Raw genomic sequence first — 12,509 nt, forward strand, 5'->3', positions numbered from 1 at the left:
ATGGTCAGCCCTCCAAGAGCCGACCACCCATGAATCATTGAAAAATTGATTCGGGAATCCTATAAAACGCGACAAAATCAAAAATCTGCCAAAGTAGTGCTAGGACGTGGACTCATTAGCGCCGAGCCATAGCCTGATTGAAGCGAGTTGGACGAAGGCGAGATAGTTGGCGGCAAGCTTGTCATAACGCGTCGCCACCCGACGGCATTACTTGATCCTGTTGAAGAAGCGCTCAGTGCTGATGCACGCGGACAATCGACGTGTCGCAGACGCTCTTCTTACGTGGAGTAGCAAGCACCCAGCGTGTCGATGATGCGGCCCCAGAGACCAGCCCGCCACCAACGGATGATTCTCCTCTTCTGCGCCCGGATTTATTCCGACTTCGTCGTTGCCCTCTTCATAGTGCTGTCGCGAAGCGATCGGTGGCGCGCACCAGTTGATCGAGGATACCTGGCTCCGACCAGGCATGACCTGCACCCTCGACCAGATGGAATGCGGCATCAGGCCACGCCCTATGCAGCGCGTACGCATATCGGGCTGGACAGGGCATGTCGTAGCGGCCGTGAACAATGGCTCCCGGGATACCGCGGAGGCGGTGAGCGTTGCGCAGAAGTTGCCCATCCTCCAGCCAGCAATCGTGAACGAAATAGTGGTTCTCCAATCGCGCAAACGCGAGCGCAAATTGGTCGTCGCCAAACGATGTCGAGAATGCTGGATTAGGCAGCAGCGTGATCGTTTCGCCCTCCCAAATAGCCCAAGCCTTGGCTGCCTCGAGCTGGGTGGCTCGATCGTCGCCCGTCAGCCGGCTGCGATACGCCGCAATCATGTCGCCTCGCTCGCTCAGGGGTATCGGTGCCTGGAACTTTTCCCACTTCTCCGGAAAGATCTCTGAGACGCCGAACTGATAGTACCATTGCAGCTCCGCCTTGGTGACGGTGTAGACGCCACGGAGAACAAGCTCGCTGACGCGGTCGGGATGCGTTTCTGCATAAGCTAACGCGAGAGTCGATCCCCACGAGCCACCGAACACGAGCCATTTGTCGACGCCTGCAAGTTCACGCAAGCGCTCGATGTCCGATACCAAATGCCAAGTCGTATTCGCTTCGAGCCCCGCATACGGAGTTGATTGCCCACATCCTCGCTGATCGAAGAGCATGACATCATATCGATTGGGATCAAACAGACGCCTATGTTCAGGAGACAAACCTCCGCCCGGTCCGCCGTGCAGGAAGACCGCCGGCTTCGCGCCCGGCGTCCCCACCCGTTCGTAATAAACCCGGTGACCTTCTCCAACGTCGAGGGTGCCAGCGCTATAGGGCTCGATGGGTGGGTGCATGGACCTCAACTGACTCATACGGCCTCCGTTTGGCACCACGAGGTTCGATTAGCACGCCGCGATCATGGTGGTTTCGGTTATAGGAGCAAAGCGGACGAAGCCACCAGTCACATGTCGCGCCGGGTTTATAGGTACACGGCCTAGTTCGCCTTGATGCCGGCCTCGCTGATGAGCTTGCCCCATTTCGTGCTCTCGCTCTGAATGAAGCGGCCGAACTGCTCCGGCGAGGTCGGCGCGGGCTCTGCGCCGAGGGTCCGGATCTTCTCGGCCACCACCGGGTCTTTCAGGGCTTTTGTGAAAGCCTCGTTCAGCCTGCTGATGACGTCCGCGGGTGTGCCTGAGGGAGCAACGAGCCCGAACCAGCCCACGGATTCGAAGCCCGCGATGCCACTCTCGGCAAGCGTCGGCACATCGGGCAAGGATGGAAGCCGGCGCGCCGACGAAACGCCGACGGCGTTGAGCTTGCCTTCGAGGATCAATTGCCTCGATGCGGGGATATCCAGCACCGCGAAGGGGACATGTCCCGCAAGGACATCAACCGCTGCCGGCGCCGTCCCGCGATACGGAACGAGCTCCATGCTGATCCCCGCCTTCTGCGTGAACAGCGCGGCCGTCAGATGCATCGCGGTCGAATTGCCGCCATGCCCGATCGACAGCGCGCCCGGCTTCGCCTTGGCGAGCGCGATCGTCTCTGCTGCATTGTGCGCGGGCACGTTCGCGGACGCGACCAGCACAAAGGGAATTTCCGCCAGCAGCGTGATCGGCGCGAGATCCTTTGGGTCGAACGGCATCGACGAATTGAGGTGCGGGTTCACCGTCAGCGCGCCCGCCGGCGCAACGCCGAGCGTGTAGCCGTCGGGCCTGGCCTGGGCCACCGCGGCCATGCCGATATTGCCCCCTGCCCCGGCGCGGTTCTCGATCACCAGGCTCTGCTTGAGCTCGGCGGTGACCAGCGGCTCGAGCGCACGGATGACGGTGTCGGCGCTGCCGCCGGGCGGGAAGGTCACGATGATCTTGATCAATTGCTCCGGATAGGCCGCGCGGCCGGCTTCCAGCGGCAGCACGGCAAAAGTCGCGGCCGTCAGGACGGCCAGAATGCGGCGCCTTGCAACGTGAAACAATTTCTCCTCCCCCATTACGTATTCTTGTTTGTAGGCTCGACCAGGCTGCCGTGCCGTTGGCAGGCAGCCTGCTATTCGATCACGCCGCGGCACCAGTGATGCGCGCCAGCAGGCCTTGCGGATTTTCGGGCGCGGCCTGCCCGCGCCAGGCGATGTGCTGGTCGGGTCGTGCCAACACGAGCTTCTCGGCATAGGCCCCGTTCGCCTCGTCCGGCGCGATGTCGACCAGCGCGAGCGGCATGCCGCGCTGTTCTGCGGCAGAGAGCAGCCGCGCCACATCGATCGCCGAGTCAAGCCGCAGCAACGTATAACCCGATCCGAAGGCATCGTAGAGCGATCGTCCGTCGCGCAGGAAGACATGCGGCGCCCGGGCGCCCGGCACGGTGGAGGGCGTAAAGCTCCCCATCGCGTAGGCCGGCGGGGTTTCGCCGTCATAGGCGATGATCGGCGAGGCATCGTAATAGTAGCCGAAGTTGAGGCCTGCGCAGCAATATTGCTGCACGTTGAGATCGTAGGCCGCTCTCGCAAGCGAAGCGCGCGCCGCGTGGCCGCGCGGCGTGTCATCCTCGATCTCCGCGGACACGCCGCCGCGCTGCGCCATCATCTTCATCGCGTGATCCATGGCAAAGCGCGACACCTGGTCGGTGATGGGCTGGCGCTCCGCCTCATAGGCATCGAGGATCGAAGCCGGTGCCCAGCCGTTCAGATGCGCCGCCAATTGCCAGCAGAGGTCGACGGCATCAGCAATGCCCGCATTCATTCCGTAGCCCGCATAGGGCATCCACAGATGCGCGGCGTCGCCGCAGATGAAGACCTTGCGGTCGCGGAAGCGATCGGCCACCAGCCGGCGCCCGACCCAATCCTCCTTGCTGAGGATTTTGTACTCGAACCGCTCGTCGACGCCGAGGATGGCGCGGATCGACCAGTCGCGATCGACCGAGTCGAACTCAGGCTCGTCGGGCCTCAGATGATTATGGATCAGCCAGCGGTCGTGGCCGTCGATCGCAACGGTGGTGCCGGAACGTCGCGGGTTGAGCGAGAGCACCATCCAGGCCGACCTGTGCGCGCCCATCAACTCCTTCAGTTGCGGCGCCTCGATGAAGGTCGATTGCACGCGCTGGATCACCGGCGTGCCGGACAGGCTGGCGCCGATCGATTTGCGGACGAGGGAGCGGCTGCCGTCGCACCCGATCACGAAGTCGGCTTCGATGCGGAGCGCGTTTCCACTGTCGAGGTCGCGACCCAGCGCGACCACACGATCGTCGTCCTGCTCGATATCGGTGATTTCCGTGCGCGCCAAAATGGTGATGCGCGGCTGAGCGGCAGCGTGGCCGAACAGGATCGGCTCGAGATAGACCTGGTTGATCCGGTGCGGCGGCTCCGGCGTCGGCCACCAGGTGTCGGGGCCGCCGGTGGCGCTGTAGCGGCGCGCGCGCGAGGGAATGTCGATACGGCAGAGCTCGATGCCGGTCGCCGTGGTCCGATAGGAGCAATCGTTCGGGAAGTCCGCGGGCAGGCCCGCGTCGCGCAGCTTTGCGGCGACGCCCAGCCGGCGGAAGATTTCCATCGATCGCGCCGAGACGTGATTGCATTTGACGCTGGGCGGATCGCCGGCATGGCGGATCTCCGCGACGACGACGTCGATCCCGCGCGAGGCCAGATCCATGGCCGCAGTCAATCCCACGGGCCCGGCGCCCACGACCAGCACCTGTGTCCTCATGCTCGTTTCCATCCCCTCGCATCATCGCGGATTCGTTGCCCGCGCAGCATGCATTTTATTGCAAGGCCTCTTATGCGATAAGTCGGAAAGAACTCATCAATTCATGAGCTTTTCCGATGAATGTCACCTTGCGACAATTGCGGGCCTTCACTGGCGTGTATCGCACGCGCAGCATCACGCGGGCCGCGCGCGAGCTGGGCATCACGCAATCGGCGGCGAGCCTCCTGATCCAGCAGCTCGAAGTGCAGCTCGGCGTGAAGCTGTTCGATCGCTCCACGCGTTCAGTGCAGCCGACGCTGGCCGCCGACGAGGCCTTTCACGCCGCCGAACGCATGCTGAGCGATGCGCTGGGCCTGTCACGGCGCATGCATGACCTCGCGCAGGCGCGCGCCGGCCGCGTCGCGTTCGTCGCGTCGGCGGGCGCCGCTTCGGCACTGCTGCCGCAGGTTCTCGCGAAATTCCGCGCAGGCCATCCCGAGATCGACATCGACATGCGTGACGTCGCCGCCGACGACCTCGTTCCGCGCCTGATCGCAACCGATGCCGAGTTCGCGATCGGCAGCGTCGAGGGTGAGTTCGCGGAGATGACGATCGAGACGCTGACCCGCGGCCGGCTGAGCGCGATCGGCCGTCGCACCGCCGACTTCGCCGCGCGGCGCGCGCTGACATGGGACGAACTGGCGCAGCTTCCGACCATCGCGATGCGGCGCGAGACGCGAATCCGCATGCAGATCGACCAGGCCCTCGGCGCGCAGGGCAAGCACCTTTCTCCAACCTATGAGGTCACGCTGATCAACACCGCGCTCGCCATGACAGCCCAAGGCCTCGGCCTCGCCATCCTCCCCGCGACGATGCTGCCGGCCGATCAATTCCCGACGCTGATCGCAAGACCGCTGATACGCCCGGCGATCACCCGCCCGGTGTCGCTGCTGCAGCGTCAGGGACGGACGCTGTCGCCGGCGGCGCAGGCGTTTGTGACGACGGCTCGGACGGTGTTGGCGGGGTCGTAATCCGCAGGCCGCTGCTCGGGCTACTCCGCGAGATTATGCTGCTGCCAGCGCAGCAGATAGGCCTGCAATCGCCAGATCAACGCGGACAGCGCGACGCCGACCAGCATCAGCACGACGACGGCGACCATCATTCCCGATGCCTCCGCGCGTGCCTCGGATTCGATGATCAGGCGCCCGATTCCCCGTTCCGCACCAATGAACTCGCCGACGATCACGCCGATCAGGGCGAAGGAGATCGCAGGCGTCAGCGAGGCGAAGACCCAGGCCATGGTCGAGGGGATGACCACCGTGCGGGTGATCTGCCACTCGCTGGCGCCGAGCAGCCGCGCCGCGTTGACAAAACCCTCGTCGATCGAGCGCGCCCCTTCGAACGTATTGAAGAACACGAGGAAGACGACCACGATCCACGACGTGACGATCTTCGAGGTATCGCCGATGCCGAAGGCCAGCACGATGATCGGCGCCAGCGCGATGCGGGGGATCGAGTTCACCGCCGTGATGAACGGCTGGAAGATCGCGCTGAGCCGGTCCGAACGGCCCAGCACGAGGCCCGCGGCAAAGCCGCTGCTGACACCGGTCACGAACCCGAAGAACGTGTTCTTCAGGGTGACGGCGGTCGCGATCCAGAGATTGTTCTCGGATCGCGCCATGCAGCGGGCGAATTCACCATTGAACCAGCCGTTGAACACGCCGAGCTTGGACTTGAGGCAGCTCAGGATCAGGAAGTGCTCGAAGATGTCGGACGGCTTGGACACGAAATAGGGGTCGAGCAGATCCGGCACCAGCCAGGGAAGGCGGCCGTGCAGATCGTACCCCCACTGCCAGATCGACAGGAAGCCGACGCAGATCAACATCTGCCAAGCCAACGTTCTGCCGGGGCGGCGCGCTCGCCTCATGGCTTGCGGCCCTTGATGAATTCCTCGCCGAGCGAGTGCCAGATCAGCTGAAACAGCTCGGCATAACGCGGCGTCTCCCGGATCTTCACCGCATTGCGCGGGCGGGCGAAATCCACCTCGAAACTCTCCTTGATCCGGCCCGGCCGCGCGGAAAACAGAATGATGCGGTCCGCCAGCGTCAGGGCCTCGCCGAGATCATGGGTCACGAACAGCACGGTCTGCTGCTCGCGTTCCCAGATGCGAAGCAGCACGTCGTGCATGTCGATCTTGGTGTGGGTGTCGAGCGCACCGAACGGCTCGTCCATCAGCAGAACCTGCGGCTCGACGACCAGCGTTCGCATCAAGGCGGCGCGCTGGCGCATGCCGCCCGACAGCGCCGAGGGATAGGCATTGTCGAAATCCTGCAGCCCGGCTTGCGCCAGGCAGGCACGGACACGATCCTTTCGCTCCGCCGCCGGGACACCCGCCAGTTCGAGGCCGTAACCGATGTTGTCGGCGACGGTGCGCCAGGGAAACAGGGTATCGCGCTGGAACACATAGCCGACATTGGGCGTCGCCTGTCCTGGGACGACGGGAGTACCATCAATCAGGATCTGCCCGCTGGTCGGCTTGACCAGGGTTGCGATCATGTTGAGGACGGTGCTCTTGCCCGAGCCGGATGGCCCCAGCAGGGCGACGAATTCGCCGCGCCGGACATTGAAGGAGACGTCGCGCACGGCCTCGATGGCCGTACCCGCCAGCTGGAAAGTCTTGCACAAACCGCGCACGTCGATGCGCCGCGTCTCAGGCGGCGCATCGACGTGCGGCGTGTGTATAGCCTGGATCGTCAAGCCGGATAGGCCTTGCGTGCCGCTTCGATGAAGCTGGTGTTGACAACGTCGGCCATCGCGAGCGGCTTGATGCCGGTCATTTCACGAAACCAGACCTTCTGACCGCGCGCGAAGCTGGCGGCATCGATGATGCCTTCGTAATCGGTGACCTTCTTCATGACGCCGCTGTCGAAAATATTCGCATCGCGCGACGTGCTTCCGACGTAAGGCTCGATCATATCGTAGATCTCTTCGGGAGAGTGCCCCTTGATCCACAGGGTGGCGCGCCACAGCGCCGTGACGAACGCCTGCATCTTCTGCGGGTCCTTGTCGATGGTCGCCTGCAGCGTGAAATGAGACGTCACCGGGACCTTGCCGCCGATGTACTTGGCCCAGACCGCCTCGTCCGTTCCATCGAACAACAACGCGCCCCAGCCCTGCTCGACCGAATCCTTCAGGATCGATGGCGAGTTGATGAGAACATCGACCTGTTTCGTCTTCAACGTGCCCATCATGGTGTCGACATTGCCGGTGCCGATCCAGGTCACCTTGTCGTCCAGTCCCATGGTTTCCATGTAATAGGACGCCCAGACGTGGTTGGTGCCGCCCAGCGACGACACCGAGACGATCGGCTTTCGTCCATCGGGCCGCTTCCACTTCGCCAGCGCCTCCAGGCTGGTGATGCCCTGATCGAACAGATCCTTGCGGATGATGAAGATCGCGGCGTTGCTGCGGGTATCGACCGGCATCAGGACCCGCGCGCTGCGGCCGTGATTGCTGAGCTGCATCGGGTGGGTGATGTCGCCGATACCGATATCGCCCTGGGACGACGCAATGATCTCGCGCGTCTTCACCCCGCTGCCGCCCTGGATCAGCTTGCAGTCGAGGCCGGCCTCCTTGAAGAATCCGGCCCGGTCGGCGACGAATTGAGACTGATAGACCGGAATGGCCACCGGATAGATCACGCGGCCCGACGGGGTATCCGCCCATGCCCGCCCTGCCGCCATGGACGCACCGGCGCCGGCGACGATCGTCAACGCGGCCCGTCTGGTGACCCGAGTCCTCATCACGCGTGCTCCCTCTCCTTGCCGACCACCTTGTCGAGCGCGTTCAGAACCGCATCGCCCATCTCCTGGGTCGAAAGTCTTTTTGCGCCAGGTTCGGCGATATCGGCCGTTCTCGCGCCGGCAGCCAGGGCCGTATCCACGGCCTTCTCCAGCAGCACGGCATCATCGGGCCGATTGAGGGTGATGCGCAACATCATCGCGACGCTGAGGATCGAGCCGAGCGGATTGGCGATGCCCTTGCCCGCAATGTCAGGCGCGCTGCCGTGGACCGGTTCGTAGAGCGCCTTGCGGCGGCCCAGCCGGTCCGGCGGCCCGAGCGAGACCGACGGCAGCATGCCCAGCGAGCCCGACGCCATGGCGGCGCAATCGGAGAGAATGTCGCCGAAGATATTGCAGGTCACCATAACGTCGAACTGCGACGGCGCCCGCACGATCTGCATGGCGGCGTTGTCGACATAGAGGTGGGTCAGCTCGACATCGGAGAATTCCGCCTCATGCAGTGCGGTGACTTCCTCGCGCCACAGCACGCTGGTTTCCAGCACGTTGGCCTTGTCGACGGAGCAGACCCGGCCTTTGCGGGTCCGCGCCAGTTCGAACGCGGTTCGCGCCACCCGACGAATCTGGCTGGTGGTGTATTGCTGGGTGTTGAAACCGCGGCGCTGGCCATCGGGCAGCGTTTCGATGCCGCGCGGTTCGCCGAAATAGATACCGCTGGTGAGCTCGCGGATGATGATGAAGTCGACATCCTTTAACACCGAGGCCTTGAGCGGCGCGGAGTCCGCCAGCGCCGGATTGGCGACGATGGGCCGGAGATTGGCATAGAGGTCGTACTTGCTGCGCAGCGACAGCAGGCTTCCCGCCTTGCGTGCCGCCGGAGGGACCTCAGTGGTTTCAGGACCACCCGTCGCGCCCCAGAGTATAGCGTCGGCCTCCTCCATCGCCTCGATGGTGTCGTCCGGCAGCACCTTGCCCGTCGCCAGATACGGGATGAGACCGTATTGCGCTTCGCGCAGCGCCACGGGAATGCTGCGCCTCGCCGAAAACCATTTGAGAATACGGTGGGACTGGTCGGTCACCTCGGGACCGATGCCTTCACCGCCGACCACGGCGACCTTGATCATGTTCGAGAGCGTGTTCATGCCAATTGTCCTGCCTGATGTCCTGCAAAGTGAATCCACGGCCGCGCGTCGCGGTCGCAGGCCTGGAATGCGCGGATCTCGTGGTCGCGCCGCAACGTCAGCGAAATCTCATCTAAGCCTTCGAGCAGACCCGCACGCCGGCGCGGATCGATCTCGAAGACGTGCCGCACGCCCGATGGCGAGGTGACCGTCTGCTCCTGCAGGTCGACACTGACACGTCCCGCGCCCTGGCTCGCTTCGATCTCCGCGGCGAGGCCGTCGATGACGGCCTTGTCCAGCATGACAGGCAGGATGCCGTTCTGGAAGCAATTGGCGAAGAAGATGTCGCCGAAGCCGGATCCGATGATGGCGCGGATGCCCATTTCCTGCAGCGACCACACCGCCGCCTCCCGCGACGAGCCGCAGCCGAAATTCGGACCCGTGACCAGGATCTCCGCGGCGCGATAAGGCTCGCGATTGAGGATGAACTCCGGATTGTCCGAGCCATCAGGCAAATAGCGGAGCGAACCGAACGCCCACTTTCCGAGACTGCCGCGGACGGAATTTCCGATCATGCGGTTGATGCTGATGATGACGTCCGTATCGACATTGGTGCGCATGATCGGCGCTGCGGTCGCGGTGAGCTTGGTGAAGGCTTGGGGCATCTAGCGCTCCATGGTTCGGACGTCGGCGATGGCACCGGAAACCGCCGCCGCCACGGCCATGGCCGGACTCGCCAGATGGGTGCGGGCACGCGGCCCTTGGCGGCCGATGAAATTCCGGTTCGACGTCGACACCGAGCGCTGGCCGGGCGGCACGGTTTCACCGTTTGCGGCAAGGCACATCGAGCATCCGGGCTCGCGCCATTCAAAGCCCGCGTCGATGAAGATCTTGTCGAGCCCTTCGGCCATTGCATCGCGCCTGACGGTCTCGGAACCCGGCACGACCCAGGCCCGCACGCCCGGCGCAACCTTGCGGCCGCGCGCGATTTCGGCTGCGGCGCGCAGATCACTGAGACGGCTGTTGGTGCAGGAGCCGATGAAGACCCAATCCACCGGCGTGCCGGCGATCGGCGCGCCCGGCTTCAGGCCCATATAGTCGAGCGCGATCTCGATCGCGCCGCGGCGCGCGGGATCGGCGATATCAGCGGGATCCGGAATGCGGCCATCGACACCGAGGACGTGTTCGGGACTGGTGCCCCAGGTGATCTGGGGGATGATGGCCCCGACATCGATCGACACCTCGCAATCGAACATTGCGTCGCTGTCGCTCTGTAGCGTCCGCCAGGCCGCGACGGCGCGCTCCCACATCTCGCCTTGCGGCGCGTAGGGACGGCCGCGGATATATTCGAACGTCGTGTCGTCCGGGGCGATCAGGCCCATCTTGGCGCCGAGCTCGACCGACAGATTGCAGATGGTGAGCCGCCCTTCGATCGGCATGTCCCTGATGGCACTGCCGGCATATTCGACGGCATAGCCGGTGCCGCCGGCGGCGCCGACATGGCCGATCAAGGCGAGGATGAGATCCTTCGCCGTCACGCCGAACGGCAGCCGGCCGTCGAATGTCACGCGCATGGTTTTCGGCCGGCGCTGGATGATGGTCTGGGTCGCCAGCACATGCGTGAGCTCGCTGGAGCCGATGCCGAAGGCGAGCGCGCCGAGCCCACCATGGGTGCAGGTGTGGCTGTCGCCGCAAACGATCAGGCAGCCGGGCAGGCTGAGCCCGAGCTCCGGCCCGATGACATGGACGATGCCCTGCCCCGGCTGGTCGAGGTCGAACAGCCGGATGCCGCTGGCGGATGTCTCGGTCCGCAACGCCGCCAACAGCTCCCACCCGGTCTTGATCGTGCCGGCACGCCCGGACGCCGTCGAAATCGCATGATCCGGCGTGGCGAAGGTCAGTTCGGGATTGTGGACCGGAATGTTGCGGCTTTTGAGATTGATCAGGCCGCTGGAGCCGCCGAGGTCATGCAGCAGATGGCGATCCACGTGAAGCAGATCGGTGTCATCGCTGACATGGGCGATGACATGCTGGTCCCAGATTTTGGCCAGCAGCGTGCGGCCACGCGTGTCCACGATCCGTCCTCCCCTGTTCGGCATCTGATGTGCCGTGTTGCCGCCGATCATGCCGACCGGCAGCGAGCTTGAGAAGCAGGATAGAAGTCCGTCGCGGAAATGTGCAGTGACGGTTGAGCAGGGTGCCATCGCGGCCGGCGATGGCTGGCCTCTCGCACGAGCGATGCTAGCTTCTGCCGCGCACGACCGTCAGCCGGTCGGAGACACCGCCTGTGGTGAGACGCGCATCATCATGGGTCCGCAAATGCTCCACCAGCAGCTTCGTGACCGAGGGCAACGACTTGTAATCGCGCACGCCGATGACCAGGTCGCGTCGCGCCCAGGACTCATCGAGCGGGACGGTGACGAGACTGTCGACGCCGTAGCGGTCGCGAACGATCTCCAGCGGCACGACACCAACCCCCATCCTGGCATCGACGACGCGAAACAGCGCATCGAAGCTGCTGACGCGGATGCGCACCTTGAGGTGCTGCCCGAGAGCCGCGGCGGCCCGGACACACAGCGTCTCGATCGAACTGCCCTTCTCCAGGCTGACGAAATCGAAATCGACCAGCTCGCGGAAGCGAACGCTGTTGCGGCCCGCCAGCGGGTGGTCGCGCGTGACCAGCGCGACCAGGCTGTCGCTGCGATAGGACAGCAGCTCCAGATCCTGACCGTCGATGTTGCCGCCGAAAATGCCGATGTCGGCCCGGTTCTCCACCACCGCGCGCACGATCGCGGGGCTGAGATCCTCCTCGATGTCGATGTGGACCAACGGATGCCGCTCCAGGAACAGGCTGAGCTCATCCGCCAGGGCTTCGAGGATCGCGGACTTGTTGGCACAGATCCGGATCAGCCCGCGCTTGCCCTGCCGGTATCCCGTCAGCTCGCTCTCGAGCTTGCTCAAATTTCCCAGGATGATGCGGGCGTGCTCGAGCAGGGCGAAGCCAGCCGGTGTCGGCTCGATCCCCTTCGAATGACGATGCAGCAGCTCGACCTGGAACAAATCCTCGATATCCGAGACGCGGCGGCTGACCGCGGACGCAGCGATGTTCTTCTTCTCCGCCGCCTTCGCGATACTCTGCTCCTCGACGATCGCCACGAACAATTGCAGCGTGAGGAGATCGATTTTGGCGGTCATCCGTCAGATCCTCGACCGGGCCCTCGCTAGGGGGCCATTGTGGAGAAGCTTTGCGGCCGGTCGCAAGTGCGGTGTCAGATTATGGTCCCCCGGGGACGACACCAGAGGCTGCCGCGACGCAGAGAGGCTGTCTTTGACGGGGCTTTCTCAAAGCCGTTTTGATATGGCGGAGAGGGAGGGATTCCTAACCCGCCGGCGGGAATCTATCAGTCCGTTCAAATTGTTCCGGTCTGATAA

11 protein-coding genes and 1 pseudogene are annotated in these 12,509 nt (G+C 64.1%); 1 reads left to right on the top strand and 11 read right to left on the bottom strand.

The window, feature by feature from the left end:
* Positions 1-99 precede the first annotated feature (99 nt).
* From CT676_RS37910 to CT676_RS37925, 4 genes and pseudogenes are all read right to left on the bottom strand, one after another.
* Positions 100-234 (bottom strand): annotated as a pseudogene (locus tag CT676_RS37910) (IS5/IS1182 family transposase); the annotation flags it as partial.
* Positions 235-397: 163 nt separating this feature from the next.
* Entirely contained in the window at positions 398-1,354 is a 957-nt protein-coding gene (gene pip, locus CT676_RS37915) for a prolyl aminopeptidase (protein WP_085399690.1), read from the bottom strand.
* Between the two features lie 122 nt (positions 1,355-1,476).
* Complete coding sequence (locus tag CT676_RS37920) at positions 1,477-2,457, bottom strand: tripartite tricarboxylate transporter substrate binding protein (protein ID WP_167768302.1); 981 nt, start codon at positions 2,455-2,457, stop codon at positions 1,477-1,479.
* Positions 2,458-2,536: 79 nt separating this feature from the next.
* Positions 2,537-4,177 (bottom strand): FAD-dependent oxidoreductase, encoded by a 1,641-nt coding sequence (locus CT676_RS37925; RefSeq protein ID WP_085399715.1) that lies wholly within the window; start codon positions 4,175-4,177, stop codon positions 2,537-2,539.
* Positions 4,178-4,293: 116 nt separating this feature from the next.
* Here CT676_RS37925 and CT676_RS37930 point away from each other — a divergent pair, with 116 nt between their 5' ends.
* Positions 4,294-5,187, top strand: a complete 894-nt coding sequence (locus tag CT676_RS37930) for a LysR family transcriptional regulator (protein ID WP_085399691.1) — start codon at positions 4,294-4,296, stop codon at positions 5,185-5,187.
* Positions 5,188-5,207: 20 nt separating this feature from the next.
* Here CT676_RS37930 and CT676_RS37935 read toward each other — a convergent pair whose 3' ends face one another.
* From CT676_RS37935 to CT676_RS37965, 7 genes are all read right to left on the bottom strand, one after another.
* A complete protein-coding gene (locus tag CT676_RS37935) occupies positions 5,208-6,041 on the bottom strand; it encodes an ABC transporter permease (RefSeq protein WP_224517656.1) in 834 nt (277 codons plus the stop codon).
* A gap of 38 nt (positions 6,042-6,079) precedes the next feature.
* A complete protein-coding gene (locus CT676_RS37940; RefSeq protein WP_085399692.1) occupies positions 6,080-6,913 on the bottom strand; it encodes an ABC transporter ATP-binding protein in 834 nt (277 codons plus the stop codon).
* A complete protein-coding gene (locus CT676_RS37945) occupies positions 6,910-7,959 on the bottom strand; it encodes an ABC transporter substrate-binding protein (protein ID WP_085399693.1) in 1,050 nt (349 codons plus the stop codon). The genes CT676_RS37940 and CT676_RS37945 overlap by 4 nt, the downstream gene beginning before the upstream one ends.
* Positions 7,959-9,098, bottom strand: a complete 1,140-nt coding sequence (gene leuB / locus CT676_RS37950; protein ID WP_085399694.1) for a 3-isopropylmalate dehydrogenase — start codon at positions 9,096-9,098, stop codon at positions 7,959-7,961. The genes CT676_RS37945 and leuB overlap by 1 nt, the downstream gene beginning before the upstream one ends.
* Positions 9,095-9,742: a 3-isopropylmalate dehydratase small subunit gene (gene leuD / locus CT676_RS37955; protein WP_085399695.1), complete on the bottom strand. Its 648-nt coding sequence runs from the start codon at positions 9,740-9,742 to the stop codon at positions 9,095-9,097. The genes leuB and leuD overlap by 4 nt, the downstream gene beginning before the upstream one ends.
* On the bottom strand, positions 9,743-11,155 hold the full coding sequence (leuC, locus tag CT676_RS37960; RefSeq protein WP_201266146.1) for a 3-isopropylmalate dehydratase large subunit: 1,413 nt from the start codon (positions 11,153-11,155) through the stop codon (positions 9,743-9,745).
* 163 nt (positions 11,156-11,318) lie between these two features.
* Entirely contained in the window at positions 11,319-12,272 is a 954-nt protein-coding gene (locus tag CT676_RS37965) for a LysR family transcriptional regulator (RefSeq protein WP_085399696.1), read from the bottom strand.
* Between the last annotated feature and the right edge of the window lie 237 nt (positions 12,273-12,509).

Origin of the sequence: Bradyrhizobium sp. MOS001 (assembly GCF_004634465.1) — a bacterium.
GTDB lineage: Bacteria > Pseudomonadota > Alphaproteobacteria > Rhizobiales > Xanthobacteraceae > Bradyrhizobium > Bradyrhizobium barranii.

Excerpts from the sequence above, each read along its gene's own strand:
- pip (WP_085399690.1), bottom strand. The coding sequence starts at position 1,354 with ATGAGTCAGTTGAGGTCCATGCACCCACCCATCGAGCCCTATAGCGCT.
- CT676_RS37925 (WP_085399715.1), bottom strand. The coding sequence starts at position 4,177 with ATGAGGACACAGGTGCTGGTCGTGGGCGCCGGGCCCGTGGGATTGACT.
- CT676_RS37930 (WP_085399691.1), top strand. The coding sequence starts at position 4,294 with ATGAATGTCACCTTGCGACAATTGCGGGCCTTCACTGGCGTGTATCGC.
- CT676_RS37935 (WP_224517656.1), bottom strand. The coding sequence starts at position 6,041 with ATGTTGATCTGCGTCGGCTTCCTGTCGATCTGGCAGTGGGGGTACGAT.
- CT676_RS37945 (WP_085399693.1), bottom strand. The coding sequence starts at position 7,959 with ATGAGGACTCGGGTCACCAGACGGGCCGCGTTGACGATCGTCGCCGGC.
- leuB (WP_085399694.1), bottom strand. The coding sequence starts at position 9,098 with ATGAACACGCTCTCGAACATGATCAAGGTCGCCGTGGTCGGCGGTGAA.
- leuD (WP_085399695.1), bottom strand. The coding sequence starts at position 9,742 with ATGCCCCAAGCCTTCACCAAGCTCACCGCGACCGCAGCGCCGATCATG.
- CT676_RS37965 (WP_085399696.1), bottom strand. The coding sequence starts at position 12,272 with ATGACCGCCAAAATCGATCTCCTCACGCTGCAATTGTTCGTGGCGATC.